The organism is Bradyrhizobium manausense (assembly GCF_018131105.1).
Taxonomy (GTDB): domain Bacteria; phylum Pseudomonadota; class Alphaproteobacteria; order Rhizobiales; family Xanthobacteraceae; genus Bradyrhizobium; species Bradyrhizobium manausense_B.
The window spans coordinates 3,146,949-3,172,365 of sequence record NZ_JAFCJI010000001.1; the positions used below are offsets into that span (position 1 = coordinate 3,146,949).

Genomic DNA, 25,417 nt, shown 5'->3' on the forward strand with positions numbered 1-25,417 from the left:
ACCCCAGGTGCCGCGAAATCGCCGCAACAAGAACCAACAACACCACGTCACAAGGCGAATTGAAAAGACAGGCCAAACCGGCGCTCCAATATGGAGCGCACAAGGCCGGCACCCATGATCATGAAGAGATATCTCGCATTTTTGCTTGCTCTGACCGTGACGGCAGCCTCCGCGCATGGCCCCGTGCCGGCGCGACCGACCGCCCCGTCCGATCTGGTCCTGGCAGGCCTTACCGATAACGACACCACCGCCGGCGGCGTCGCACGGCTCTGCGAGCAGGTCACCTTCGCGCGCGGCCTGCGCTATGGCGACAACGAGGCCAATGTGCTCGACGTCGCGACCAGCGAGACCACTAAGGCAGACACGCCGCGGCCGGTGCTGCTGTTCGTGGCGGGCGACACGTTCACCGGAGACCGCGGCGCACCGGAGCTGTCCCGCGACATCCAGGACGAGGCGATGTGCTTTGCCGCGCGCAACGGCATGATCGGCGTGCGTGTAAGCTATCGGCTGGCGCCGGTCGCCACCTGGCCAATGGGTTCAACCGACGTGGCGGCGGCGCTGTCCTGGATCCACGGCAATATCGACCTGTTCAATGGTGACGCCCGCGAGATCGTCGCGGTCGGCTACGGCGCCGGCGCCTTCCATGTCGCGAGCCTCCTGGCGCATCCCGAACTCCAGGCCGACCGCGCCGATGTCGCCGCCGTGGTGCTGGTGTCCGGCATCTACCGCGCCGGCAAGGACGCTGGAGACAGCGAGAAGGCCTATTTCGGCACCGACACCGCTCAATATGACAAGCGCTCGGTGTTTCCCGGCATCCTCAATGTCGACGCACCGATCCTGCTCGCCTGGGCCACGAACGATCCCCCGAACCTGGTCGCCCAGGGCGAGACGCTGAAGAAGACCCTTTGCGGCGCCGGCCACTGCCCGCGCACCACGCTGCTGCGCAGCCATGACGGCATCGCGGCCGCGTTCGGGCTCGACGGCTCCGGCGACAGTCTTGCCGAGCCGACGCTGTTGCTGGTGCATCAGTTGGAGGCGCGCGGGCTGCCGTAGAGGCTTCGCGGGCAACCACTCGCACTATTTGCTGGGCCACCCCTCTCCCCGCCCTCCCCCGCAAGGGGGAGGGAGCGCAGCGGAGTGCGGGGCTACACTGCTGGCTCATTCCTCGCGCGCTGTCGGATCGAGTCACTCACCCCAAGGAAGGTCTGTTCCCTCCCCCTTGCGGGGGAGGGTTAGGGAGAGGGCTACCGCTCGGGGATTCTCTCCAATAGCCCGTCAATACGTCTGCCGTTTCCGTCGGGCGGCCATGCGCCGCCTCAATGCGCAGCCACAGGATTGCCAAACGCTTGACGTAGATCAACTCGCCTTGATGCAGATCGAGCCGTCCTTTCCGGGGGCCAACGACAAGGTATCGAGCATGGGCGTCATCGGGAGACTGCTGTTCGTTTCGATCGCCGCGCTCGCTTCACTGGGGGCGATGTCGGAGCAGCGTGCGGATCAGCCGACGCCAGACAAGGAAATCCGCATCGGCAACATCGTGCCCTATTCGGGGCCGCTGTCGGAGTTCGGCGCGATCGGCAAGGCCGAGGCCGCCTATTTCGACATGGTCAACGATCGCGGCGGCATCAATGGCCGCAAAATCCGCTTCATCACCCGCGACGATAATTCCGATCCCGCCGCCGCGCTGAACCTGACCCGCGATCTCGTCGAGAAAGACGACGTGCATCTGATGTTCGGGTCGTTCGGCACGCCAGGCAATATCGCCACGCGCTGGTACCTGAACGAGAAGAAAATCCCGCAGCTGTTCGTCGCCTCCGGCGACGAGGAGCTCAGCCAGGCCAAGGCATTTCCCTGGACCATGGGCTGGCAACCGCCGTTCCGCTCGGAGGGGCGCATCTACGCCAACTACATCCAGGCCTATTATCCCCGCAAGAAGATCGTCGTGCTCTGGCAGAATGACCAGTTCGGCCGCATGCTCTACAAGGGCATTCAGGAAGGGCTCGGCGACCTGAACCGTCAGGTCCTCGTCGACGTCGCCTTCGACATCTCGGACGAGCATCTCGAGGGGCACGTCTCGATCCTGAAGCGTGCGGGCGCGGATATCTTCGTCTTTCTCGGCGTGCCCTCGACCGCGTCCAAGGTGATCCAGCTCGCGGCGGCGCTGAACTGGCACCCGGTCTTCATCGTCAACGATGCCTCCGCCTCGATCGCCAATGCGATGGCGCCTGCGGGGCTGGAGAATTCGGTCGGCGTGATCTCGGCGGCCTTCCTGAAGGATCCGAGCGATCCCGCCTGGAAGGACGATCCGTCCATGAAGGACTGGTTCGCCTTTATGGACAGGTACCACAGGGTCGAAAGCACCAACAACAGCGCCGCACTCTACGGCTACGCCGCGGCAGAAGCGTTGACCAAGGTGCTGAGGCAATGTGGCGACGACCTTTCGCGCGAGAACATCATGCGCCAGGCGGCGTCACTGAAGGATTATCACCCGTCGGTCGCGCTGCCCAATATCCGGATGAACACCTCGGCCGACAGCTACCTGCCGATCAGGCAGATGCGGCTGGTGCAGTTCGATGGGCGCTCGTGGCAGCCGTTTGGGGCGGTGATCGAGACCGCGTTCACGGAGGGCGCGGCGCGGTGAGCGTTCTCATCAGCACCATTTGCTAAGCCAGCCTCCCCCGCTGTCGCCAAGGCTACGGCGGACTCGCGCGCGCAGAAAAGCGGTTATGCAGGTTCGCACGGTCACGTTGGCTTCAGCGAGGCGACGGGTCGCGACAGACGCTTTTCGTTTCATGACGAATGTTTATGATCGCGCGTGAACATGCATTTGTCCCGCCGGGAGATCCCATGAACGACACCATCCGCATCAAGCGCTTCAACGCGCGCCCCGTGATCGCGCCGATGAACTTGCCGCTGAAGACCTCGACCGGCGCGGTGGCAAAGGCGCCGCTGGTGCTGATCGACTGCGAGACCAACCAGGGCGCCGTGGGGCATGCCTATCTATTCACGATCACGCCGTCGGCCCTGAAGCCGCTGACCGCGATGGTCACGGAAATGTCAGAGCTGCTTGCCGGCGACGAGCTGCTGCCGTTCGAGATCGAACGCAAGCTGACCCAGCGTTTCACGCTGCTCGGCCTCGCCGGCCTGCAACGACTGGCGCAATCCGGCATCGACATGGCGGCGTGGGATGCGCTGGCGCGAGCCCGCGGCCTGCCGCTGGCGCGACTGCTCGGCGGCGCACCAAAACCGGTGAAGGCCTACAATTCGAAGGGGCTCGGCATCATGCCCGCGGGCGCTGCGGTGGAGGAAGCCCACAAGCTGCTGGCCGAGGGCTTTCACGCCGCCAAGATCCGCCTCGGTCGTCCCGATGCGCGCGACGATCTCGCCGTGGTTCGCGCGGTACGCAAGGCTGTCGGCGACGAGGTCACGCTGATGTGCGACTACAACCAGGCGCTGACGGTGACGGAAGCCATTCGCCGCGGCGAGATGCTCGACGACGAGGGGCTGAGCTGGATCGAGGAGCCGATCCGCCACGACGACTATGCGGGCAATGCGCGCATTGCGGACGCGCTGCGCACACCGGTCCAGATCGGCGAGAATTTCGACAGCGCGTTTTCGATGCAATCCGCGCTGGCAGCGGAAGCCTGCGACTACGTGATGCCCGACGTGCAGCGCATCGGCGGCGTCACCGGCTGGCTCCGGGCCGCCGCGCTCGCGCATGCCGCCGGCATCGAGATGTCGACGCATCTGTTCTCGGAAGTGAGCGCGCACCTGCTCTGCGTGACGCCGACTGGGCATTGGCTGGAATATGTCGATTGGGCGGACGCAGTGCTGGCAACACGACTGAAGATCAAGGATGGGTTTGCGCTGCCGGCCGAGGAGCCGGGCAACGGGATTGAATGGGACGAGGCGGCGGTGAAGAAATATCTGGTTGGGTGATTGTGAAGGCGCGAGCTAGTTGCTTCGCCCCAAACCCTCCGCATCGTCATGGCCGGGCTTGACCCGGCCATCCAGGTCTTAACTTGCGGGACAACGTGGATGCCCGGGACATCTCGCGCGAAGAGGCGCTTCGCGCTTTTGCCCGGGCATGACGACCTCCCGTGGTAAGCGCCCTCACCGCGCCGCGGCGTTGAGGTCCATCGTCTCCAGCAGGCTGTTCTGCCGCCAGTCGATGAAGGCGTCCTTGAGACGGCCCACCTCGCCGGCGTGCTCGGGGATGCCCCAGAGATTGTGCTGCTCGAGCGGGTCGGTCGCGAGATCGAACAACTGCCCGTCCTCGGCACCGTGGATGAACACGACCTTCCACCTGTTATCCCGCACCATGGTGATCAGCCGCGCGCCGGTCATGGCGACGTCGCCGGCCTGCTCGCTGAAGACGAAGTCACGGCCGGTCCAGTCCTCGCCCTTCAGCGCCGGCAGCAGGCTGCGGGCCTGGAACGGCTTGGGATGCTCCGCGCCGGCGAGATCGAGAATGGTGGGCGCGAGATCGAACAGCTGGCACTTCTCGCGGATGCGGCGTCCGTCGGAGAACAGGCCCGGCGACCAGAACAGCAGCGGAATGCGGGTGACGGGCTCATACATCGACCATTTCTGACTGAGGCCATGCTCGCCGAGATTGTCGCCATGGTCCGACATGAAGATGACGACGCAATTGTCGAGATAACCCTTGTTGTCGAGCACCTCGATCAGCCGGCCGATCTGCTCGTCGATCATGGTGACGTTGGCATAGTAATGCGCGCGCAGGCGGCGCATCTCTTCATGCGTGGGCGCGAGCTTCCATGACACGGCGTCGTGGTCGACCTCGGTGTCGTGGCGGCGCTTCTCCTTCAGGTAGGCCGGCAATCCCTCGATCTCGGCTTCGGTCGGCTGCGGCACCGGCAGGTCGTTGCGGGCGAGATAGTGCTCCAGATATTCCGGCAGGGGATCGTAGGGCGGATGCGGACCAGGCAGGCCGATCTGCATGAACAGCGCCTCGGGCTTGGGCCGTGTTTCAAGCCACCACATCGCGGTCTCGGCGACGAAGATGTCCGGATGCAGCGATTTCGGCATGTCCCAGGTGAACGCGCCCATGCGGTCGCCATAATCGGGCAGGCTGCGATAGCCGGCGCGCGACGGCTTGGTCAGCTTGTGCGCGGCGAAGGCCTTGTCCAGCTCGTCGGCAAACCAGCGTCCTTCGAGGAAGCGATCCTTGTTCTCGACCACGAAGCGTTCGTGAAAGCCGGCCTTCGCGTCATAGGGGATGGTGTGCATCTTGCCGACATTGACGCAGTGATAGCCGGCGTCGCCGAGATTGCTCACCCAGGTCTTCTGCCAGTGCTGCCCGTTCCTGAGCACGCCCGAGGCGTGCGGATAGAGGCCGGAAAACAGCGCGGCGCGCGAGGGCACGCAGCTCGGCGCGTTGATGAAGCAATTGTCGAAATAGACGCCCTCGCGCACCAGGCGGTCGAGATTCGGCGTCTTCATGTAGGGGTGGCCCGTCGCCGCGATCGTGTCGAAACGTTGCTGGTCGGTCATGACCAGGATGATGTGGGGCTTTGTCACGGTTGTTTTGTCCTGCGCGGCGTTGAGTCAATAGAAAATATGTCTGACATAATAATTCTTGTCAAACCAGTCCGGATTTGATTATCTGCGATCGGAAGCGCAATTCAGTGCGAATTCCTGTCCTCATCCGCAATAAATCAGACATTTTATTCCACGAATCCGGGATCACCGTGGCAAAATCTCCCAGCAAGGACAGCCAGCAGTCGAGCGCCCATGTCGCCCGTGAAGTGGCGCGGATGATCCTGACCGGCGTCTGGCGCGAGGGCACGACCTTGCCGCGCGAGATCGAGCTCGCGTCCCGCTTCAATGTCAGCCGCGCCTCGATCCGGGAGGCGCTGTCGCTGCTCAAGGCCAAGGGGCTGATCGCCTCGAAGCAGAAGGCCGGCACGCATGTGCGGGCGCGGTTCGACTGGAACATGCTCGACGAAGAGCTGCTGAACTGGACCCTGTCGGCGCTGCCGACGCAGGAGTTCGCCAAGCAGATCCTGGAAGTCCGCCGCATCGTCGAGCCGGAAGCCTGCGCGATCTGCGCGGTGCGCGGCACCGACGAGGACTTTGCGCGGATCGAGCGCGCCTATCGCGGCATGGATGCCGCCGGCATGGACCGCGTCGCCTATGCCGAGCCGGACTTGCAATTCCACCGCGGCATTCTCATCGCCACCGGCAATGATTTCCTGATCGCATTCGGCGCGACGGTCGCGGCCGCGCTACGGATGTCGTTCGACCTGTCGAGCACCAATCCGGGCGCACCGCGCAAGAGCCTACCCTATCACCGCGCCGTGCTCGACGAGATCTGGGCGCGCAATGCCGACGGCGCGCGCCAGGCCATGCACAAGCTGATGGATCTCACCGAACAGAACATCGTCTCGGCGATGTCGCGCCAGAAGAAGAAAGACGTCGAGGACGAGAACGTCCGCACCAGACGGGCGCGTTGAAACCTGCAAACCACGAGTAGAGGGAGAGACAAATGAAGACCGCATCGCGCGTGAGCTCGATCAACCGCCGCACACTGCTCAAGGCGAGCGCCGCAGGCGCAGCACTGGCCGCATTCCCGGCGCCGCTGATCGCACAGACCAAGCCGTTTGCCGGCGTGACGCTGCACGGCGCCTCGTTCCAGCATCGCTTCTTCACGCTGCTGCAGAAGTACATCCCCGAGTTCGAGGAAAAGACCGGCATGAAGGTCGACCTCCAGCTCTCGTCCCTGCCCGTCTACAACCAGCAGGCCAACCTCGAACTGTCCTCGGGCGGCTCGGCCTATGATTTCGTCAACGTCACCTTCACGCTGGCGACGCGCTGGATCGCCGCCGGCCTGCTCGCCAATCTCGACGAATTCACGGGCGACGCCAATCTGACGCCGGCCGAATGGAATCCCAAGGACTTCGTCGACGGCGCGCAGGTGACCTATCGCGATCCCAAGGGCGGCACCTACGGCTTCGCCTGGGAAGGCGGCGCGATGCTGATGGGTCTGTCGCGCATGGATCTGATGGAGAAGAAGGGGTTGAAAATCCCCAAGACCTTCGACGAGCTCCAGCACGTGTGCGCCGAGATCAACGGCACCGATGGCGTCAGCGGCCTGGTGTCGTGGTTCCTGCACAACTGGAATCTGCCGCCCTACATCCAGGGCTTTGGCGGCAACGTCTTCCGTAATCCGCCCGGCGATCCGATGCCGGCGCTGAATACACCCGAAGCGATCCAGGGCGTCGAGTTCTATGCGAAGCTCCTGAAGAGCGCGCCGACTGGCGTTCTGACCTACACCGAAGACCAGGCGCGTCAGGCGATGCTCACCGGCCGCGCCAACATCTTCATCCATTCCAGCGCCTGGGTGACGCCGATCCTGCTCTCCGAGGAGAGCAAGGTGAAGGAGACCTCGCGCGTGGTGCGGTCGCCCGCAGGCCCCGTGCACGACTATCCGGCCTCGAACAGCCAGGGCATCGGCATCCCCAAGAACGCCAAGAACAAGAAGGCGGCGTGGGAGTTCATCAAATGGGCGCTCAGCAAGGAAATCTCGATGAGGCTGGTCAAGGAGCACGGCCACTCCTCGATCTGCCGCCGCTCGATCATCACCAGCGACGATTATCGCAAGCTCAACACGGTGAACGGCCAGGACCTCGGCGCGCTGTATCTCGAGGTGCTCGAGATGCCGGGCAAGGGCGACAACTACATGGCCTATCGGACGACCAAGGAGTTTCCGATCGTCGGCGACATCCTCAACAAGGCGTTCGAACAGGTTGCCACCGGCCAGCTGCCGGCCAAGGACGCGATGAACGCGGCCCAGGACCAGGCCATCGCCGCACTCCGCCGCGCCGGGACGAAGCTTTGAGCGAGAGCGGAATTGACGTTGAGCGCCGCAGGTTCATTGCCTGGGCGCTCACACCAAGCCTGATCGTGCTGTTCGCGGTCGCCGTGCTGCCGGCGATCTATCTCGTCGTGACGAGCCTGACGCCGTTCCAGTTGACGACGCCGGGCTCGGCCACCGATTTCAGCGAGCCGTTCCGCAACTACAGCCTGCTGCCCGGCGATCCCCGCTTCGTCAACTCGCTGGTCGTGCAGGCCAAGCTGTCGGTCGCGAGCGTGCTGTTCCAGGTACTGCTCGGCACGCTGCTGGCGCTGCTTCTCAACGTGCCGTCGCGTTTCGTCGAATTCGCGCGCACCTTCTTTTTGATCCCGATGGTGCTGCCCCCGATCGTGGTTGCGGTGATCTGGAAGCTGATCTACGCGCCCGACATCAGCCCGCTCTATTACGCAGCCCAGGCGCTGCACTTCACGCTACCGGCGCTGACATCGAATGTGGATTTCGCGCTGACCTCGATCATCATCGCCGACACCTGGGAGTGGCTGCCCTTCACCTTCCTGATGGTGCTGGCGGCGCTGCAGACCATCCCGGACGAATATTCGGAAGCCGCCCTCGTCGACGGCGCCAACAAGCTGCAGATCTTCTGGTACGTGACGCTGCCATTCATCACGCCGATCCTGGTCATCTCAGGCATGTTCCGCCTGATCGACAGCGTGAAGGCATTCCCGCTGATCTTCCTCTTGACCGGCGGCGGACCCGGCACCCTCACCGAAGTCACGAACTACTATGCGTATCTGCTCGCCTTCGACACTAACGAGATCGGCTATTCCAGCGCGGTCACCGTGGTGATGCTGCTCCTGGTCTGCGGCATCAGCCTGGGATTGGTCTGGATGGGCCGCCGCAAGGAGGCGCTGGCATGAACGAATCCTCCCTGCGCAAGGCCACGCCTGGCCGGCTGATCGCGATCACGGTCACGCTGCTCATCCTGCTGTCGCCGTTCCTGTGGCTGCTGCAGATGAGCTTCAAGACCAACGACCAGATCCTGCAATTCCCGCCGCCGCTGATCTTCACGCCGACGCTGGAGAATTACATCGCGCTCTGGCACAGCGCGTTCTCGGCGTCCTTCGTCAACAGCCTTCTCAGCGCCTCGCTCTCGACCGCGCTGGCGCTGCTGTTCGGGGTGCCGGCGGCCTATGCGCTCTCGCGCTGGTCCGGCCGCGGCAAGCACGGCTTGAGCTTCGCGATCCTGGTGACGCGCATGGCGCCGCCGATCGCGTTCACGATCCCCTTCTTCCTGTTCTATCGCTGGATCGGGCTGCTCGACACCATCACCGGCCTCGTGCTGGTCTATACCAGCTTCAACCTGCCGCTGGTGATCTGGATGATGCAGCCGTTCTTCGACACGATCCCTTTGTCGCTGGAAGAAGCGGCCCTCGTCGACGGCGCGCGGACGCGCACCGTGTTCACCAAGATCGTGCTGCCGATGGTGACGCCCGGCATCGCCGCGACCGCGATCCTGTGCTTCCTCTACGCCTGGAACGATTTCTTCTTCGCGCTGATCCTGACCCGCACCAATGCGCGCACCGCACCGGTGGCCGTCGTCAACTTCATGAACTACGAGGGCTGGGAATGGGGTAAGATCGCCGCCGGCGGCTCACTGGTGATGGCGCCCGTGCTGATCTTCTCGCTCGCAGTGCGCCGCTATCTCGTCTCAGGACTCACGGCGGGCGCCGTCAAAGGCTGATACCATGAAGTTCCCGACCGGCGCCTCGCGCACCGTCTTCATCTTCGCCCATCCGGCCGGTCATGTCGCCGCGCCGCGCTACTACACGCCCTATTTTTGGGAGCAGGGCCTCGACTGGCACATGACGGCGATGGAGGTCGCGCCGAAGCATCTCGCCGAGACCATCCGTACCCTGGCGAAGTCGCCGAGCACCGCCGGCTTCAATCTGACCATCCCGCACAAGCCTGATGCGTTCGAGCTCTGCGACGAGGTCGGACCTGCCGCCGCGTTTGAGGGCGTGGTCAACACGATCCGCATCGAGGCGGGCGGAAAGCTCGTCGGCGAGTCCTTCGATGGCGAAGGCTTCCTGAACGCCGCGCGCGAGGCCGGCATCTTCGACCCCGATCGCCGCACGGTCGTGATCGGCGCGGGCGGCGCCGGCCGCGCGATCTGCCATGGGCTGGCGGCAGGCGGTTTGAAGCGGCTGCGCATCCTCAACGAGGTTCCCGGTCCGGTCGAGACGCTCGCCGCAAAGCTGCGCGGACAATTTCCTGATCTCGACATCGACCTCGAGGCGCGCTTCGACGATGCCGGACTCTGCGTGAATGCGACCTCGCTCGGCCTGAAGGCGACCGATGCACTGCCGATGGACCCGGCGAAACTCCCGAAGGATTGCGCGGTGTTCGACATCATCGCTGCCCGGCGCACCGGCTTCATGGAAGCCTGTGCAGCCCGCGGGCTGAAGGTCCTCGACGGTGTCGCGATGATCCGGCAGCAACTGCCGCTGCAAACGGCGTTCTGGCGGGGCGACTGAGACAGTCCCGCCTACCAATTCTCCGCGCCGGGGATTTTCTTGCGTACCGCCATGCGCTGGATCCAGATGCAGCGACGGACGGATCTGTTGGAACGGCCGACGGCGGATATGCCTTCGCCGGCCTGAAGCAGCGGCGCCACGCTCCCGCGGAGCTCGCGGCAGCGCTGCAACTCGGCCTGCCAGTCGATGATCGCAGCACCAGCGCTTGATGCCATCAGCGCCGAGATCGCCAAACTAAGACAAATCGTCCGCATCATCCGCATTCCCCTCATCGCGCTCCATCCGTATCACGGCGGTAGCGAAAATCGCAATGATCGGCGCCTTGCATGATGGTCTGCGTGCGCATGAGCCTGATGTCCGGGCCGAACCCTGCCGCGGTCGCAAAGTCGGCGGTGCAGACCATGAGGAAGCCAAGCTCGGGCTCGCCCAGCGCCTTGTAGAACTCGGCGTACGCACATCGCTTGACGTCGAACGCGAATGCGTCCTGCGTCTGCTCGATCACGTCGTATTCAAGCGCGCCGTCGCGCGCATAGGTCTTGAACGCCGACGCGACGGCCTTGCCGAGATCGCTCTCATTCTTGGCCTTCCAGAACTCCTCGCCGAAGCGGCGGTAGAGATCACCGAGCGCCTTGCGCACCAGCGCGTTCGCACGCGCCTCGCCGAGCTCGGCCTGGAGCGCTTTGACCAGCGGCACCAGAACCTGTGCCTGGATCCTGGCCTGTTCGATGACGGATATGCTCATGAGCGGCCTTCTCGTCTGCGGAGTCGCGATGCGCGCCCGATCTGCGGCTCCGTCGGCTGTGAAATGAAACACACTTGAAGCTCCCCTCAGGTTGTATCATACTGAAGATGTAACCAAGACGAACGGGGCGCACGACCCCGTATCTATTTCCCGATTATTTCATTCGTGGACACTGAGTTGGAGTCCCTCCGCGCAGGGTGAGCCAAACGATCCCGGCGCCGGACGCGCGCCCCAAGAGATCGCGATCAGTTTCGAAAAATTCCGACGCCTCGCCGAATTCGGCGATGCGACGGCCGCCTCGCGCTTGCAGCATCGAGAGGAACGCCCCGTGGACGAACCCAAACCGCTCACCAGCGCCTTCAACAAGACCGCGAATTTCGCCATCCACCAGGTCGATAGCGTGTTCAGGGCCGCCGCGGGCGCTGCGGCCGTCCCCGCTGCCGTGCCGGTCTCCCTGCCGCCCACGCTGGGTCCGCTGTCAGCCTTCACCGGCACGTTCACGGGCCAGGGGTTCAACACGATCTTCAGGCCCGACAGCGCGACGACGCCGACCCAGATGCCGGGGCCGATCAACACCACCGACCCGCCCGACAATGTGCTGGAGCTGAACCTCACCGACGAGACGCTGTCGTTCTCGAACAATCTCGGCTCGATCCCCAATCGCGGCTCGGGGCCGCAGGCAGACGCCTTCCTCAACGGCGTGCCGTATCTCCAGACCATCAACGACGTCACCACGGGAACGCCCGTCGGCATTCACTTCGAGCCCGGCATCTGGCTTGCGGTGCCGGCGACCACCAATCCGCACGAACCGTTCACCGTCGCGCGCATGGCCTCGATCCCGCACGGCACGACGATCACGGCGCAAGGCGCCGCCCTGCCGACGATCGCCGGCAAGCCGACCATCGCAGCGATCGACATCACGCCCTTCTTCGGCGGCAATCCGGCCAACAGGTTCACGTTCCAGAATCAGACCGCTGCCAACAAGACGACACGCAGGCTGCCGCAGGACCTCACCGCGCTGATCGCCTCCGGCAAGCTGACGCAGGCCATGATCACCGATCCGAACACGGTGCTGCGCAACCAGATCGCGCATCAGACCATCAGCCAGACCATCATCATCGAGACCTCGACCAGGCCCGGCTCGCCGCTCTCAGGCGGTCCCCTGCCGGCCGTTCCGTCGCCAGGACCACATCCGCAGGCGCCTGATATCGCCGGCGGCATCGCGAACATCGCATTCCTCCAGGGCGTGCCCGTGCCACCCCCGGGCGGCAATGGCGCCAATGCCAACGCATTCCAGATGGATGCCGCGTTCTGGATCGAGACCGTGATCTACGACATCGACGTGCCGCGCATCGCGTCGGGCGAACCGCCGATCATCCTCCAGCCGTTGCAGAGGAGCACGGTGCCGCTGGTGCCGAGCTTCGTCGCCACGCTTCCCTGCGTGCCGGGCAAGGGATTTGCCGGCGGCCGCGTGCGCGTGGCGACGACGCAGATCCAGTACTCGCAGAAGGTGATGCTGGATTTCAACGGACTGACCTGGCCGCACGTGTCCGTCGCCTCACTGGTGCCGGCCGCACCGGTGCCGATCCCGGAGCATTTGCTGCCGCTGACGTGAGTGGGGCTGTGACGGGCGGCACCGGCCGCTCGCATCTCGTCACGAGGTGCCGGGTTGCTCCTGCGCGGGGTAATCGAGCCGGCCGTCGGGCAGGATGTGTGCAGCCGGATTCATCGTGGCTCCGTCGACGTGTCCGGGGCCGAGAATGTGAAACACCGTCTCACCGGCGGCGAGCAGGTAATCCGTGATGATCCGCCGGTGACACCGCCACCACACTGTCTCCGCACACATGATGGCGCAGCGCCGCGCCTGCCCGAGTTCACGCAAATGGGCGAGGCCATCGTGAAACGCAGCGCCCATGGCGTGGTCGGCGTAGTTGTGAAAGCTGTCGTTCTGCCAGAAAGCGTTGGCCTCGCGCGGCACCTCGCGTTTGCGGCTGCGCAGGCCGCCGAGTGAAGCGATGTGCTCGTAGCCGATCGAAACGGCAGCGAGCGTTTGCGGTAAGGTCTCGCGATTGTATTGCGGGTTGGTGCGCGAGCGGGGCACGGTGCGAACATCGGCCACGAAGGTGACCGCGCTGCCGCGCGAGAGCTCAACGAATTCCTCGATCGAACGTGTCGCGTGACCGATCGTGAAGAAGGGATGAGCCATGGAATGCCTCGTCGGCTCGCCTGCGCCGCTCAGCTTTTGAGCCGCCGCAGCGCCTTGCCCTTGTGCATGGCGACGTGATCGGTCTTGTCGCTCTTGATCTCGTATTGCGGATCGTCCGTCGTCGCGTGGTGAGTGTGGCCCTTGTAGTCGACGTCCCTGGTGTGGACGCGCAGGATATGGCCGCGGACGCGGCCGGCCTCGGAATTCCAGCTGACGTGATCACCGCGGCGGAAGGGTTGGGGCATGCGGGAACAATGCCGGAGCGTGGAGGCGTGTTCCAGTGGAGCGGAGGATGATACGCCAGTCCGTCTACGCGCTTTGCGCCACGCCGGATACGCTTCGCCGTGAGTTCCGAGGCTGTGCCACGCGAAGCCGAAGGCGAAGCGTGGTGGGCACGACAGGGATCGAACCTGTGACCCCTACCATGTCAAGGTAGTGCTCTCCCGCTGAGCTACGTGCCCTAAAAGTCCACTTACGTCGGGTGGGGGTCCCTATAACGGCTCAAGGGACCCGGCGCAAGGACGGAACGCGGCGGATTTAGGCCGCCAGCATCTTGTTCACTTCGCTCACCAATTCGCGCAGGTGAACGGGCTTCGACAGCACCTTGGCGTTTTTGGGAGCGTCCGAATCCGAGTTCAGGGCGACCGCAGCGAAGCCGGTGATGAACATGATCTTGATGTCGGGATCGAGTTCCGAGGCCCGGCGGGCGAGCTCGATACCGTCCATCTCCGGCATCACGATGTCGGTGAGCAGCATCTCGAACGGCTCTTCGCGCAACCGCTGATAGGCGGCCATGCCATTGTCATGGGACGAGACCTGAAAACCGGCGTTTTCGAGCGCCTTGACCAGGAAACGGCGCATGTCGTTGTCGTCTTCGGCGAGCAGGATCTTTGGCATGGCAGGAACGTCGAATCCCCAGAGGATATGCAGAGGTCACTAAGCCCGATAGAGGGTAAATTTGGGGTGAAAATCTTAACCCCGGGCTCGCGCTGCCGGGGTGTTGTGAACCGGAATGGGCTACGAATCAATTCCGCCGCAATCACTGATCCCCGCCTGCCTGCCCGCACGGTTAAGACGTGTTCCAGCGCCAATCACATCTTTTCGCTTGGCAGAATGGTTGCGATTCCGGACAATGACGACACATAAGAGCCGCTCGATCGGCCGAATCACTCGATCCGAAACCATGCTGGATCGTGCGGCGTGAAGGGACGAAGCCTTAGAAGATGACCCGGTTTGACGGCGACGCGTCGCCAGCCTTCGAGATCGTGGAGCCCGCCGAGTGGCGCGCGCCTGTTATCTTCAACTCGCCCCATTCCGGCTCGACCTATCCGGACGAATTCCTGAGCGCATCGCGGATCGACCTGCCGCAACTTCGGCGGTCCGAAGATTCCTTCATGGACGAGTTGATCGGCCATTTGAGCGATCGCGGCTTTCCGACCGTGCGGGTCAACTTTCCCCGCTCCTTTGTCGACGTCAATCGCGAGCCCTATGAACTCGATCCCCGGATGTTCGCCGGCCGGCTGCCGAGCTTTGCCAATACGCGCTCGATGCGGGTTGCGGGCGGGCTTGGCACCATTCCGCGCGTGGTCGGAGACGGCCAGGAGATCTATCGCGACCGCATCGCGGTCGACGACGCGCTGGCGCGGATCGAAACGCTGTACAAGCCCTATCATCGGGCGCTGCGCCGGCTGATCAACAAGGTGCACCAGATGTTCGGCACCGTGGTGCTGGTCGACTGCCATTCGATGCCGTCGGTCGGCGTCAGCAGAGACGAGCCGCGCCGGCCCGATATCGTGATCGGCGACCGCTACGGCACGAGCTGCACGCCATTGCTGCCCGACCGGGTCGAGGAGACCATGACCGGACTCGGCTATTCGATCGGCCGCAACAAGCCCTATGCCGGTGGCTTCATCACCGAGCATTACGGCAACCCGGCGAGCGGCCTGCACGCCGTGCAACTCGAACTCAACCGCGCGATCTACATGGACGAGCGCCGCCGCGAGCGCGGCCCGCGCTTTGCGCAGGTGGCGAGCGACTTCGGCGTCCTCGCTGATATCTTGGCGACCACGATCCCGTTCGGCGATCTCGGCCCGTTCCAGGCGGCAGCGGAATAGACTCGACTTTCTCGCGAACGATCGTCTCGTCTGCGAATTGCGCGAATGCGTTTTCGCTTCGCAAGCGTATACGCGCCAAACTGAAACCAGAGACCCCAAGAAAAAAGGGCCGCTTCTAATGAAGAAGCGGCCCAAGTCTAGGGAGGAAACGCCCAAGGAGGGCAGCGGTAACGCAGAGCGCTACCGCACCGCAACAATATGCGGCCGCGACGCACAAAGCGCAAGGGCTTTTGAGCCGTTTCCCATGCAAAAACACATGGCTCAATTGCTTCCGGCGAAATCCGGATTCAGTTCCTTTGATAAGCTATTTCAATGGGTTGATAGTCATTTGCATACAAACAAGACATATGCGGAACTAAGTTCTCAACACTGTGATCGATATTTGGTCAGCAGATGGCTCGCTTGGGGCAATTGGTCACCGGATCCAAAATACCAGGGTGCAAATCAAGACAGCGCTGCACGCGAGAGGCGAATTGAGCTAGGCAGATATGAGCTTCACCCGACTTTCGTTTTGAGGATGCGCCGTGACGGTGATCGACTTCTCAGCCTTCATCGGACGGCTCGCCACCGCGTCCGGCGAAACCATCCTGCCATTCTTCCGGACCTCGCTATCGATCGACGACAAGAGCAAGACCAAGGATTTCGATCCGGTGACGGAAGCCGACCGCGCAGCTGAGGCGGTGATGCGGCGGCTGATCAAGGCCAGCTTCCCCCAACACGGCATCGTCGGCGAGGAATTCGGCAATGAGCGCGAGGACGCCGACTATGTCTGGGTGCTCGACCCCATCGACGGCACAAAATCCTTCATCGGCGGCTTTCCGATCTGGGGCACGCTGATCGCGCTGCTGCACAAGGGCACGCCCGTCTACGGCATGATGCATCAGCCCTTCATCGGCGAGCGCTTTTCCGGCGACAACGGCTCGGCCAACTATAAGGGCCCATCCGGCGAGCGCCGGCTCCAGGTCCGCCGCTGCGCCACGCTATCGGAGGCGACGACCTACACCACCTCCCCATTGTTGATGAACGAGCGCGACCGCGCCATTTTCGGCCGGATCGAACAGGGCGCGCGCCTGTCGCGCTATGGCGGCGATTGCTATTCCTATTGCATGCTGGCGGCCGGCCACGTCGATCTCGTGGTCGAGACCGAGCTGAAACCCTACGACATCGCAGCCTTGATCCCGATCGTGACCGGCGCCGGCGGTGTCGTGACCACTTGGGAAGGCAAGCCGGCCCAGGGCGGCGGCCGCATCGTCGCTGCCGGCGACGCAAGAGTTCACGAAGAAGCACTCAAGCTGCTCAACCAATAACAAACGCGAGCGGGAGGCTTGCATGACCATCGCACGCAGGCCGCTTGTTCGATTGTTCCTTGGATGGCTCCTGCTGCTGCCGTCGCTGGCGGCCGCGCAGAATTTCCCCGCAAAGCCGATCAAGTTGATCGTGCCGTTCCCGGCCGGCGGCCCGAACGACATCATCGCCCGCGTGATCGGCCAGCGCATGTCGGAACTATCAGGGCAGCCGGTGGTGATTGACAATCGCGGCGGCCAGGGCGGCGTGCTCGGCACCGACGCGGTGGCCAAGGCCACGCCCGACGGCTACACAATTGCCATCTCCTCCGCCGGCGCGCTCGCGATCAGCCCGAGCATGGAGAAGGTCGCCTACGACACACTCACAGACCTCACGCCGGTGACGCTGGTTGCGACCGTGCCGGAAATGCTGGTCGTGGCCACCAATGTGCCTGCCAAGAACATCGGCGAATTGATTGCGCTCGCCAAGGCGCAGCCGGGAAAACTCAACTTCGCCTCCTCCGGTCCCGGCAGCCTGCCGCATCTCGCCGGCGAATTGCTCAAGCTGACGGCGAAGATCGACATCGTCCACGTGCCCTATCGCGGCGCCGCGCCGGCCGTGAATGATCTGCTGGGCCAGCAGGTGCAGATGACGTTCCTCGATCTCCCGGTGCTGCTGCCGCAGGTCAAGGCCGGCGCCCTGAAGCCGATCGCAATTGGATCGCCCGAGCGCGCCCCGACCGCTCCCGATGTGCCGACGACGAAGGAGGCCGGCTTTCCTGATCTGCGCATCGAGAACTGGTACGGCATGGTCGCGCCCAAGGGCACGCCGAAGGAGATCGTCATCGCGCTGCATGACCTCGCGACCAAGGCGATGGCGGATCCCGCGGTGAAGGAAAAGCTCGCCCAGCAGGGCGCGACGCTTGTCGGCGACGAACCCGAGCATTTTCGCAGCTTCATCGCGGACGAGACCAAGAAGTGGGCGAAGGTGATCAAGGACGCCGGCGTCGAGACCGCGAAGTAGAAAGCGCTGTTGCTACGCCGTCATGGCCGGGCTTGTCCCGGCCATCCACGTCATTCCAAGCGGCACGAAGAACGTGGATGCCCGGGACAAGCCCGGGCATGACGAGCTTGCCGAACCACCTCACACCGCCGCCGCCCTCAAATGGTCCACCAGCATCTTCGCGGGCCGCGGCAGGGCCTTGAAGCTGCGCGCGCAGATCACAAGTCTGCGGTTGGCCCAGGCATCACGCAGGCGGACGATCGCAAGCGGCATCAGCTTGGCACAGCGGCGGGCGGCGGATTCCGGGACCAGCGCGACGCCGACATCGGCGGCGACCATCTGGCAGATCGCATCGAAGTCGCGCAGGCGCGCGCGGAAATGCGGGCGCATGCCGAGCCGCGCGGCGTGCTTCGAAATATGCATCTGAAGCGCGGTGGCGCTGGTCAGGCCGACGAACTCGCAGGCGTTCGCCTCCTGAAAGTCGATCTGGCGGCGGCCGGCGAACGAGCCGCGCTTCGACGTCACCAGTGTCAGGCGGTCCTCACTGAACACGAAGCGCTCGATATGGTCAGGCAGCGCGTGCTCGGCGGCAAAACCGAGATCGGCGGCGCCGGCGGTGATCGCGGCCGCGATGTCGGTGCTCTCGCGCTCCTCGATATCGATGGCGACATCGCGATGCTCGCGCAGGAAGCCGGCCAGCGCCTTCGGCAGATGCTCCGACAGGCCCGAGGTGTTGGCGAGGAAGTGCACGCTGGAGCGAACGCCACTGGCAAAGCCGGCGAGATCGCCGCGCATGGCGTCAATCTGGTGGATCACGAGCCTCGCATGATCGAGCAGGCTCTCGCCTGCCGCGGTCAGCTCAACGCCGCGCCGACCGCGCTTGAGCAGGGCGACGCCGAGCGCATCCTCGAGCCCCTTGATGCGCGCGCTGGCTGAGGCCAGTGCCAGATGCGAGCGCTCGGCGCCGCGGGTGATGCTGCGCTGGTCGGCGACCGCGATGAAGAGCTGGAGATCGACGAGGTCGAAGCGCATGGCAGGTCTCCTCCAAACGTATTCCTTGAGCATGATCCGGAAAACCGCCGCGCGCTTTTCCGGATCATGCTCCAGCCTTCGTAGCCAGCGAAGGCTATCTCCGTAACCTCCAGATTGTGCCCGGGCGCGGCTTCGGTCAATGTGGCCGTATGATTGATCCGTTTCTCATTCTGATCGCCGCCGTCTTCGTGGTCGCCGGCTTCGTCAAGGGCGTCGTCGGGCTCGGCCTGCCGACCGTGTCGATGGGCCTGCTCGCGGTGAACATGGCGCCCAGCCGGGCGATCGCGATCGTGATCGTGCCCGCCATCGTGACCAACATCTGGCAGACCTTCTCCGGTCCGTATCTGCGCGACATCCTGCGGCGGCTGTGGCCGCTGATGATCGGCACCGTGATCGGCTGCTGGCTCAATGCCGGTGCGTTGACGGGTCCGCATGCCCGCTATGGCACCGTGGTGCTCGGCGTGCTGCTGGTGATCTACGCCATCATCGGGCTGAGCAAGTTCAAATTCCACGTCGCGCCGCAGAACGAGAAATGGGTCGGCGGCGTGGTCGGCGTGATCACCGGCGTGATCTCGGCCTCGACAGGCGTACAGGTGATCCCCTCGATGCCGTTCATGCAGGCGATCGGGATGGAAAAGGACGAGCTGGTGCAGGCGCTCGGCGTGTTCTTCACGACGGCGACGCTGGCACTCGCGTTCAACCTCACCGCCGGCGGTTTGCTGACGTCGGCCAACGCCGTGCCGGGCGCCGTGGCCATGGCGATGGCCTTTGCCGGCATGTACCTCGGCCAGTCGGTGCGGCAGCGGATGCCGGCGGAAGCGTTCCGCCGCTGGTTCCTGATCGCGATGATCTTGCTGGGCCTCTATCTCGCCGGCAGCGCGCTGTTGAAGGAATTCGCCTGACGCAAGGCACTCGTCCGTTGGGGCGAGCTATCGGGTCTCCAGCATGGCGACGCGGATGCCGAGATAGATGAAGAAGCCGCCCAAGGCACGGTTGATCCAGGCGATCACGCCCTCGGAGGTGCGCAGCCGATGGGCGGCTTTCGCCGCGCACACCGCCAGCACCAGGCACCACAGCGTTCCCGTGAAGATGAAGATCAGGCCGAGCGTCAGGAAGGCGAGCGGCTTGTGCGGCGCATCGGCTGCGACGAATTGAGGCAGGAAGGCCAGGAAGAACAGCGCGACCTTGGGATTGAGCGCGTTGGTGAAGACCCCCTGCAGGAAGACCCGCCGCAGCGAGCTCCGCATCGGCTCGTCGATGACCGACGCCAGCACCGGGCGCGACCACAGCATCTGAAGTCCGGTCACGACGAGATAGGCCGCGCCGACCAGCTTCAGGATCGAGAATGCGGTCGAGGAGGCCATCAGCAGGGCCGAAAGGCCGATTGCCGCGCCCGCGACGTGGAATAAGCAGCCGCAACTGATGCCAAATGCCGCCGCGGCGCCGCCACGCCACCCCATCTGCATGCTGCGGCCGATGACATAGACCGAATCCGGGCCCGGCGTGATGTTGAGGAGCACACCCGACAGGACGAAGAGCCAGATTTCGTGAATGCCCAGCATGTGAGGTGCCCCCGTCGGCCTGGAGAGCTGGGCTTAGTCGGTCCGGCCGCCGCCGTCCACCACCGGAATTGCGGAGGATTTACCTCGAATTTGCAATGCGGATCATACTTTCGTTCCGCCTCATCTGCTCTATAAAGGCTGGGTTCTTGAAATGCAGGATTCGAGGCGACTGCCACGCCGTGGCCGGTCCCCGATCCCTTGGAGCTCCGGAAGATGGAAAGACGTCTGGCCGCCATTGTCTGCGCCGATGTCGCCGGCTATTCGCGCATGATGGGCAGCGACGAGGCCGGCACCCATGCCGCCTTCAAGGCCCATCGCAGCGCGATCCATCCCATCATCCTCAATCACGGCGGCCGGGTGGTGAAGAACACCGGCGACGGTTTCCTGCTGGAGTTCGCCTCGATCGTCGGCGCCACCGAGGCCGCGGTCGCGATGCAGCTGCTGATGGTGGAGCGCAACCACCATCTGCCCGCCGACCGCGCCATGCAGTTCCGGCTCGGTATCCACATGGGCGACGTCATCGCCGACGAGGACGAGGTGTTCGGTGACGACGTCAACATCGCTGTCCGCCTGGAATCGGTGGCGAGCCCCGGCGGCTTCGCGATATCGGCCAAGGCCTACCGCGAAGCGATCAAGCATCTCACCGTGGCTTTGATCGATGGCGGCAACCACCGCTTCAAGAACATCAGGGATCCGATCGGGGTCTGGACCTGGACGCCCGACGGCGCGACCGCGCTCGCGCCCGAGCTGAAGGAAGCATCGGCGCTGTCGCAGCCGTACCGCACCGCCATCGTCGGCGTGCTGCCCTTCGCCAATCTCAGCGATGCCCAGGACGAATATTTCTCCGACGGCCTGACCGAGGATCTGATCCACGCGCTATCGCTGCAATCGTTCTACCGTGTGCTGAGCCGCAACTCGACCTTCGCCTTCAAGGGCAAGACTGTCAGCACCCGCGTGATCGCGCGCGAGATCGACGCCACCTATCTGATCCAGGGCTCGGTGCGGCGCGCCGGCGCCAAGCTCCGCGTGACCGCCGAACTGATCGCGCCCGAGACGGGCGAGCAGCTCTGGACCGGCCGCTACGACCGCGACATCGGCGACCTGTTCGCGATGCAGGACGAGATCACGACCAATCTGTCCGCGGCCATCGCCACCGAGATCGTCCGCGCCGAGGCCTCCGCGCCGGCGCGCCCGACCAACGACATCACGGCCTGGGACCGCTTCCTGAAAGGCCTGTCGCATTATTACCGGCAGACCAAGGAAGATCTGGGCACCGCCGTTGAGCTGTTCCGGGAGGCGATCGCGCTCGATCCCAAATTGTCGATCGCGCACGCCTATCTCGCCACGATCCAGATCCAGAGCATCCAGTTCGGCTGGGTCAAGGGCACGCGCGAGATGTGGGCCGAAGCGATGCAGCTTGCCGAAACCAGCGTCCGGCTCGACCCGCGCTCGTCCTTCGCGTTCTCGATCCTGTCCTGGGCGCACGCGATGGAAGGCCATGACGAGGCGGCGATGGATGCCGCCAAGCGCGCGGTTGCCCTCAACCCCTACGACATGGGTGCACGCGGCGTGCTCGGCATCTGCCATTTCGTCACCGGCGAGCACAAGCAGGCGATCGAACTGTTCTCGATGGCCGCCCAGCGCGACAACAGTGACCCCCGCTATCAATGGGCGGCGCTCAACGCCTTCAGCCATTATCTCGTCCGCCAATATGACGCGACGCTGTCGTGGGCCCGCGAGCAGCTCTACATCAACCCCAACCATATGCAGGCGCTCGCGATCCGCGCCGCGGCACTGGCACAATTGGGCCGGGCCGACGAGGCGGCCGAGGCGGCGGGCGTGTTGATGAGCAATTATCCGACCCTGAATATCGACCGCCATTTGCGGAATTTTCACTGGAAGCGGCCCGAGGATATCGCGCATTACCGTGACGGGCTCCTGAAAGCCGGCGTCCCGGCCAGCAAGCTCACTCTGGTCCAGAGCGACCTCCGACGCGCCGCCGAATCCTGACGGCATCGTCCCAGGCGAGCCTTGCGCGTGCGCTGCAGTCTCACGGCGGCGTTATTGACACGAAGGTGAATTCCGCCACACTTCGTCACACCCAGAAGTAGTATAGCTGCGCCGCGTCCGCTGTCTGTTTGTTAGGACTTTCCGCGCTGTATCGGCGCGGCCGCTTTTCGCGATTCGTTTGCTTCAGGAATTTGCCTATGGATGACTCCCGCAAGACGCCGTTCGATCCCTCAATCGCAGTCTCGCCGAACAATCCCTGCCCCTTCCTGCGTGGTCTCGTCGGCGAAGGCTTCGTCGACGGCGGGACCGTCCCGCTCCGGACGCTGTCGCAGACCATCGCGAATGCAAGCGGCGAGACCGGACTGAAGAAGACCTCGGCCCGTATCCAGGTCCGCGGCGTCGCTCTGATCGCCAACGGCGCCTGTCACATCCTGCAAAGCATCTTCTGGGGTGCGCAACTCGATGGCTTGCGCGGCGGCCCGCTCGACAAGCTCGGCGCCGGCTCGCGCATCCTCGGCGTCGACGGCAAGGTCAACGAGGACGAGATCGCGCGGCTCGCCGGTTTCGGCAACACCTATGCCGATCCGGATGGCGGCACCGAGATCGGGCTCAACGCCTCGCAGATCCAAACCTTCATGAACGACAACCTCAAGCGCGCCGGCAATCAAGCGCGCTGGTATTATCCGATCCTGATGAAGTTCGAATGGCCGGTCTTGCTCAAGATCATGGGCAAGGGTCAGGGTGATGATCGCTATCTCAGCGTGGCCGAGGTGAGGACTTTATTCAACGAGCGCAAATTCCCTGACAGGATCACCCAGCGGATGGTCAGCCAGCCGGTCACCCCGCCCTCGCTGATCCTACGCGCCGTCGGCGGTCTCGTCGCCGCGCTGCTCGTCTTTGGTATCGTGGCGCTGCGCTTTCCGGATCAATTCCAGCCGATGCTGCCCGGCATCCTCGGCGACCTCGTGGCGCCGCCGCTGCCGAAGCTTGTCGAACCCAAGGCCGCGTACTGGCTCGAGCAAAACTGGGCGCTGGAAGACCGGCACTGGTTTCATCACGCCAGCCAGGGCACCGCGACCTTCCCGGTGCCCTATAGCTGGTTCATGGCGCTGGAGCAGCCGCGGCTGCACTTCTTCGCAAAGCCGGGAATGCTGCATGACAGTGATCATCTGCAGCGCTTCGGCTTCATCCCGAGCCCGCAGACGATCAACACCGACGACGCCACGCTGCGCCGGTTCGGCTATGCCAATGTCTACGACAAGACGAAGCCGGTGCCGGCGCGGCTTTGGGATCCGCCCGTCAAATGGGGCGCCCAGGCTGAGAACGTCGACGGCCTGCCCGTCGGCTTTGCGCGCATGACCGGCGTGGCCGATCCCGCGACCGGCAAGGTCGGTGAGGACCGGATCGGCCTGACTTGCGCGGCATGCCACACCGGCCAGATCCACTACAAGGGCATCGACATCCGCTTCGACGGCGGCCCCGCGATGACCGATTTGAGGAAGCTCGAGGTCACCACCGGCCTGTCGATCGCCTACACGCTCTACGTACCGGGTCGCTTCAAACGCTTCGCTGACCGTGTGCTCGGTGCCTCCGCAAGCGATGCGGACCGCGATGCACTGAAGCAGAAGCTGAGTGCGATCGGCACATTCCTGGTCGACTGGGAAAAGACCTACGCGAAAACCATCGAGGGCAAGACCAGGTTCAACGAGAAGACGAAGCGGGAGGAGCGGCAGCAGGACACCGAGGAGGGCTATGGCCGTCTCGATGCGCTCAACCGCATCGGCAACCAGGTCTTCGCCCAGGACATGACGCTGAGCGGCCTCAGCGGCTTCGAGAAGAACCTGCATGCCAAGGACGCGCCGGTCAGCTTCCCGCCGATCTGGACCGTGCCCTGGCTCAAATTCGCGCAGTACGACGCGTCGATCGAACAACCGCTGATCCGCAACGCCGGCGAAGCGCTGGGCGTGACCGCGCTGCTCAACCTGTCCGACAATAGCTCCAAGGACACGCTGTTCCGCTCGTCGATGGACGTCAAGAATCTGAACTGGATCGAGGACCTGCTGAAGGGATCGGCGCCCCTTCCGAAAAAGCAGCTCTCCGGACTGACGTCGCCGAAATGGCCGTCGGACATCATCGGCGATGCCGCGTGGAAGATCGATGGCGACCGCGTCAAACGCGGCCGCAAGCTCTATGCGGAGATCTGCGTCGAATGCCATCTCGGTCCGGTCAACGATCCCGTGTTCGACACCGAGTTTCCGGACAAGAGCATCTGGTCGTCGTCACGGTGGGAGGCCATCGGCAACGACAAATTCCTGAACGAGGTCCAGAAAAGCGCCAAAGGCATGGGGACCGACCCCGCTCAGGCCAGCATCCTGGCGACGCGGACGGTTCAGGTGCCGGGCTTCCTCAAGCTCGATCCCACGCAGAATCTCAATGCCTGGTGGAGCTGCAATCTGCCGGACATTTCTTCGACCGATATGCCGTACTCGCTCGGCCTGATGGTGCTCGTCGACATCGTCAGCCGCAAGGCCATGGACGACGCCAAGATCGATCCGAAGATTCAGCAGGCCTGGTGGGGAGGACGCAAGAATTGTCCCAACCCCGGCCCGCAGCCGGCCGAGAAGAACGAGCCCGGGCCATGGTATCGCGCCCGCCCGCTCAACGGGGTCTGGGCCACCGCGCCGTACCTGCACAACGGATCCGTCCCCTCGCTCTACTGGATGCTGAGCCCCGCTGCCGACCGCCCCAAATCGTTCTGCATGGGCGGCGATCGCGATTACGATCCGAAGCAGGTCGGCTTCGCGGTCTCCGATGGCGAGAGCTGCAAGACCGGACAGTCGCGCTTCTCGACGCGGGCGTCCGATGGCACCGAGCTGTTCGGCAACAGCAATGCCGGCCACTCGTTCGACGGCACGCCAGGTCCCGGCAAGGACGGCACCATCGGCCGCGTGCTCAAGGAACAGGAGCGCTACGATCTGATCGAGTATCTGAAAACGCTCTGAGTTGCGCACCGTCATTGCGGGCACAGCGAAGCAATCCAGACCTCGGCCGCGGAGACAGCCTGGATTGCTTGGTCGCAAGAGCTCCTCGCATG

At 64.1% G+C, this 25,417-nt stretch carries 23 protein-coding genes and 1 tRNA gene; 15 read left to right on the top strand and 9 right to left on the bottom strand.

From position 1 onward, the window contains the following. The first annotated feature begins 120 nt into the window (after positions 1 to 120). The 3 genes from JQ631_RS15070 to JQ631_RS15080 all read left to right on the top strand — a co-directional run bounded on the left by JQ631_RS15070 (position 121) and on the right by JQ631_RS15080 (position 3,939). Positions 121 to 1,053, top strand: coding sequence for an alpha/beta hydrolase (locus tag JQ631_RS15070; RefSeq protein WP_212328608.1), 933 nt, complete (start codon positions 121 to 123; stop codon positions 1,051 to 1,053). 364 nt (positions 1,054 to 1,417) lie between these two features. Continuing rightward, positions 1,418 to 2,641 (top strand): ABC transporter substrate-binding protein, encoded by a 1,224-nt coding sequence (locus JQ631_RS15075; protein WP_212328609.1) that lies wholly within the window; start codon positions 1,418 to 1,420, stop codon positions 2,639 to 2,641. A gap of 206 nt (positions 2,642 to 2,847) precedes the next feature. After that, positions 2,848 to 3,939, top strand: a complete 1,092-nt coding sequence (locus JQ631_RS15080) for an enolase C-terminal domain-like protein (RefSeq protein ID WP_212327283.1) — start codon at positions 2,848 to 2,850, stop codon at positions 3,937 to 3,939. Positions 3,940 to 4,113: 174 nt separating this feature from the next. On the opposite strand, the gene JQ631_RS15085 is transcribed toward JQ631_RS15080, so the two are convergent. Further along, positions 4,114 to 5,541 carry a sulfatase family protein gene (locus JQ631_RS15085; protein ID WP_349644982.1) on the bottom strand — a complete coding sequence of 476 codons (1,428 nt, stop codon included), beginning with the start codon at positions 5,539 to 5,541 and terminating at the stop codon, positions 4,114 to 4,116. Between the two features lie 170 nt (positions 5,542 to 5,711). On the opposite strand from JQ631_RS15085, the gene JQ631_RS15090 reads away from it, so the two are divergent. Genes JQ631_RS15090 through JQ631_RS15110 form a run of 5 tightly spaced genes read left to right on the top strand, consistent with a single transcriptional unit; the run spans position 5,712 to position 10,371 of the window. Beyond that, positions 5,712 to 6,476: a FadR/GntR family transcriptional regulator gene (locus JQ631_RS15090; RefSeq protein ID WP_212327285.1), complete on the top strand. Its 765-nt coding sequence runs from the start codon at positions 5,712 to 5,714 to the stop codon at positions 6,474 to 6,476. A 32-nt stretch (positions 6,477 to 6,508) separates the two neighbouring features. Then, the gene (locus tag JQ631_RS15095) at positions 6,509 to 7,861 is read left to right on the top strand and encodes an ABC transporter substrate-binding protein (protein ID WP_212327287.1); all 1,353 of its coding nucleotides are present in this window, start codon (positions 6,509 to 6,511) and stop codon (positions 7,859 to 7,861) included. Continuing rightward, positions 7,858 to 8,754, top strand: a complete 897-nt coding sequence (locus tag JQ631_RS15100; protein WP_212327289.1) for a carbohydrate ABC transporter permease — start codon at positions 7,858 to 7,860, stop codon at positions 8,752 to 8,754. The genes JQ631_RS15095 and JQ631_RS15100 overlap by 4 nt, the downstream gene beginning before the upstream one ends. Further along, positions 8,751 to 9,578: a carbohydrate ABC transporter permease gene (locus JQ631_RS15105; protein ID WP_212327291.1), complete on the top strand. Its 828-nt coding sequence runs from the start codon at positions 8,751 to 8,753 to the stop codon at positions 9,576 to 9,578. Before JQ631_RS15100 ends, JQ631_RS15105 begins: the two co-directional genes overlap by 4 nt. A 4-nt stretch (positions 9,579 to 9,582) precedes the next feature. Then, positions 9,583 to 10,371 carry a shikimate dehydrogenase family protein gene (locus JQ631_RS15110; protein ID WP_212327293.1) on the top strand — a complete coding sequence of 263 codons (789 nt, stop codon included), beginning with the start codon at positions 9,583 to 9,585 and terminating at the stop codon, positions 10,369 to 10,371. A gap of 11 nt (positions 10,372 to 10,382) precedes the next feature. On the opposite strand, the gene JQ631_RS15115 is transcribed toward JQ631_RS15110, so the two are convergent. Next, a complete protein-coding gene (locus JQ631_RS15115; protein ID WP_212328611.1) occupies positions 10,383 to 10,625 on the bottom strand; it encodes a hypothetical protein in 243 nt (80 codons plus the stop codon). A gap of 14 nt (positions 10,626 to 10,639) precedes the next feature. Next, the gene (locus JQ631_RS15120) at positions 10,640 to 11,113 is read right to left on the bottom strand and encodes an L-2-amino-thiazoline-4-carboxylic acid hydrolase (RefSeq protein WP_212327295.1); all 474 of its coding nucleotides are present in this window, start codon (positions 11,111 to 11,113) and stop codon (positions 10,640 to 10,642) included. A gap of 328 nt (positions 11,114 to 11,441) precedes the next feature. On the opposite strand from JQ631_RS15120, the gene JQ631_RS15125 reads away from it, so the two are divergent. Further along, complete coding sequence (locus tag JQ631_RS15125; protein WP_212327296.1) at positions 11,442 to 12,728, top strand: heme-binding protein; 1,287 nt, start codon at positions 11,442 to 11,444, stop codon at positions 12,726 to 12,728. Positions 12,729 to 12,767: 39 nt separating this feature from the next. On the opposite strand, the gene JQ631_RS15130 is transcribed toward JQ631_RS15125, so the two are convergent. The 4 genes from JQ631_RS15130 to cpdR all read right to left on the bottom strand — a co-directional run bounded on the left by JQ631_RS15130 (position 12,768) and on the right by cpdR (position 14,216). Then, positions 12,768 to 13,319, bottom strand: coding sequence for a DUF488 domain-containing protein (locus tag JQ631_RS15130; protein ID WP_212327297.1), 552 nt, complete (start codon positions 13,317 to 13,319; stop codon positions 12,768 to 12,770). Positions 13,320 to 13,348: 29 nt separating this feature from the next. Next, the gene (locus JQ631_RS15135) at positions 13,349 to 13,564 is read right to left on the bottom strand and encodes a hypervirulence associated TUDOR domain-containing protein (protein ID WP_212327298.1); all 216 of its coding nucleotides are present in this window, start codon (positions 13,562 to 13,564) and stop codon (positions 13,349 to 13,351) included. Positions 13,565 to 13,705: 141 nt separating this feature from the next. Then, positions 13,706 to 13,780: transfer RNA gene (locus JQ631_RS15140), tRNA-Val, on the bottom strand. Between the two features lie 76 nt (positions 13,781 to 13,856). Next, positions 13,857 to 14,216, bottom strand: coding sequence for a cell cycle two-component system response regulator CpdR (gene cpdR / locus JQ631_RS15145; protein ID WP_007597092.1), 360 nt, complete (start codon positions 14,214 to 14,216; stop codon positions 13,857 to 13,859). A gap of 326 nt (positions 14,217 to 14,542) precedes the next feature. On the opposite strand from cpdR, the gene JQ631_RS15150 reads away from it, so the two are divergent. The 3 genes from JQ631_RS15150 (at position 14,543) to JQ631_RS15160 (ending at position 17,740) form a co-directional block, all read left to right on the top strand. Further along, a complete protein-coding gene (locus JQ631_RS15150; protein ID WP_212327299.1) occupies positions 14,543 to 15,433 on the top strand; it encodes an N-formylglutamate amidohydrolase in 891 nt (296 codons plus the stop codon). A 524-nt stretch (positions 15,434 to 15,957) separates the two neighbouring features. Further along, on the top strand, positions 15,958 to 16,740 hold the full coding sequence (gene hisN / locus JQ631_RS15155) for a histidinol-phosphatase (protein ID WP_212327300.1): 783 nt from the start codon (positions 15,958 to 15,960) through the stop codon (positions 16,738 to 16,740). Between the two features lie 22 nt (positions 16,741 to 16,762). After that, complete coding sequence (locus JQ631_RS15160) at positions 16,763 to 17,740, top strand: Bug family tripartite tricarboxylate transporter substrate binding protein (protein WP_212327301.1); 978 nt, start codon at positions 16,763 to 16,765, stop codon at positions 17,738 to 17,740. Between the two features lie 120 nt (positions 17,741 to 17,860). On the opposite strand, the gene JQ631_RS15165 is transcribed toward JQ631_RS15160, so the two are convergent. Further along, on the bottom strand, positions 17,861 to 18,751 hold the full coding sequence (locus JQ631_RS15165; RefSeq protein ID WP_212327303.1) for a LysR substrate-binding domain-containing protein: 891 nt from the start codon (positions 18,749 to 18,751) through the stop codon (positions 17,861 to 17,863). Positions 18,752 to 18,900: 149 nt separating this feature from the next. Between JQ631_RS15165 and JQ631_RS15170 the strand changes: the two genes are divergently transcribed. Further along, entirely contained in the window at positions 18,901 to 19,653 is a 753-nt protein-coding gene (locus tag JQ631_RS15170; protein WP_212327304.1) for a sulfite exporter TauE/SafE family protein, read from the top strand. Positions 19,654 to 19,680: 27 nt separating this feature from the next. Here the strand turns inward: JQ631_RS15170 and JQ631_RS15175 are convergent, their stop codons facing one another. After that, positions 19,681 to 20,313 carry a LysE family translocator gene (locus tag JQ631_RS15175; RefSeq protein WP_212327305.1) on the bottom strand — a complete coding sequence of 211 codons (633 nt, stop codon included), beginning with the start codon at positions 20,311 to 20,313 and terminating at the stop codon, positions 19,681 to 19,683. A 213-nt stretch (positions 20,314 to 20,526) separates the two neighbouring features. Between JQ631_RS15175 and JQ631_RS15180 the strand changes: the two genes are divergently transcribed. Both JQ631_RS15180 and JQ631_RS15185 read left to right on the top strand, forming a co-directional pair. Then, positions 20,527 to 22,323, top strand: coding sequence for an adenylate/guanylate cyclase domain-containing protein (locus JQ631_RS15180; RefSeq protein ID WP_212327306.1), 1,797 nt, complete (start codon positions 20,527 to 20,529; stop codon positions 22,321 to 22,323). Between the two features lie 197 nt (positions 22,324 to 22,520). Further along, a complete protein-coding gene (locus JQ631_RS15185; RefSeq protein ID WP_212327307.1) occupies positions 22,521 to 25,325 on the top strand; it encodes a di-heme-cytochrome C peroxidase in 2,805 nt (934 codons plus the stop codon). Positions 25,326 to 25,417: the final 92 nt, after the last annotated feature.

Bases quoted from the DNA above. Each gene is read 5' to 3' on its own strand.
- JQ631_RS15070 (WP_212328608.1), top strand. From the start codon at position 121: ATGAAGAGATATCTCGCATTTTTGCTTGCTCTGACCGTGACGGCAGCC.
- JQ631_RS15075 (WP_212328609.1), top strand. From the start codon at position 1,418: ATGGGCGTCATCGGGAGACTGCTGTTCGTTTCGATCGCCGCGCTCGCT.
- JQ631_RS15080 (WP_212327283.1), top strand. From the start codon at position 2,848: ATGAACGACACCATCCGCATCAAGCGCTTCAACGCGCGCCCCGTGATC.
- JQ631_RS15095 (WP_212327287.1), top strand. From the start codon at position 6,509: ATGAAGACCGCATCGCGCGTGAGCTCGATCAACCGCCGCACACTGCTC.
- JQ631_RS15105 (WP_212327291.1), top strand. From the start codon at position 8,751: ATGAACGAATCCTCCCTGCGCAAGGCCACGCCTGGCCGGCTGATCGCG.
- JQ631_RS15110 (WP_212327293.1), top strand. From the start codon at position 9,583: ATGAAGTTCCCGACCGGCGCCTCGCGCACCGTCTTCATCTTCGCCCAT.
- JQ631_RS15115 (WP_212328611.1), bottom strand. From the start codon at position 10,625: ATGCGGACGATTTGTCTTAGTTTGGCGATCTCGGCGCTGATGGCATCA.
- JQ631_RS15120 (WP_212327295.1), bottom strand. From the start codon at position 11,113: ATGAGCATATCCGTCATCGAACAGGCCAGGATCCAGGCACAGGTTCTG.
- JQ631_RS15130 (WP_212327297.1), bottom strand. From the start codon at position 13,319: ATGGCTCATCCCTTCTTCACGATCGGTCACGCGACACGTTCGATCGAG.
- JQ631_RS15135 (WP_212327298.1), bottom strand. From the start codon at position 13,564: ATGCCCCAACCCTTCCGCCGCGGTGATCACGTCAGCTGGAATTCCGAG.
- cpdR (WP_007597092.1), bottom strand. From the start codon at position 14,216: ATGCCAAAGATCCTGCTCGCCGAAGACGACAACGACATGCGCCGTTTC.
- JQ631_RS15150 (WP_212327299.1), top strand. From the start codon at position 14,543: ATGACCCGGTTTGACGGCGACGCGTCGCCAGCCTTCGAGATCGTGGAG.
- JQ631_RS15160 (WP_212327301.1), top strand. From the start codon at position 16,763: ATGACCATCGCACGCAGGCCGCTTGTTCGATTGTTCCTTGGATGGCTC.
- JQ631_RS15165 (WP_212327303.1), bottom strand. From the start codon at position 18,751: ATGCGCTTCGACCTCGTCGATCTCCAGCTCTTCATCGCGGTCGCCGAC.
- JQ631_RS15170 (WP_212327304.1), top strand. From the start codon at position 18,901: ATGATTGATCCGTTTCTCATTCTGATCGCCGCCGTCTTCGTGGTCGCC.
- JQ631_RS15175 (WP_212327305.1), bottom strand. From the start codon at position 20,313: ATGCTGGGCATTCACGAAATCTGGCTCTTCGTCCTGTCGGGTGTGCTC.
- JQ631_RS15180 (WP_212327306.1), top strand. From the start codon at position 20,527: ATGGAAAGACGTCTGGCCGCCATTGTCTGCGCCGATGTCGCCGGCTAT.
- JQ631_RS15185 (WP_212327307.1), top strand. From the start codon at position 22,521: ATGGATGACTCCCGCAAGACGCCGTTCGATCCCTCAATCGCAGTCTCG.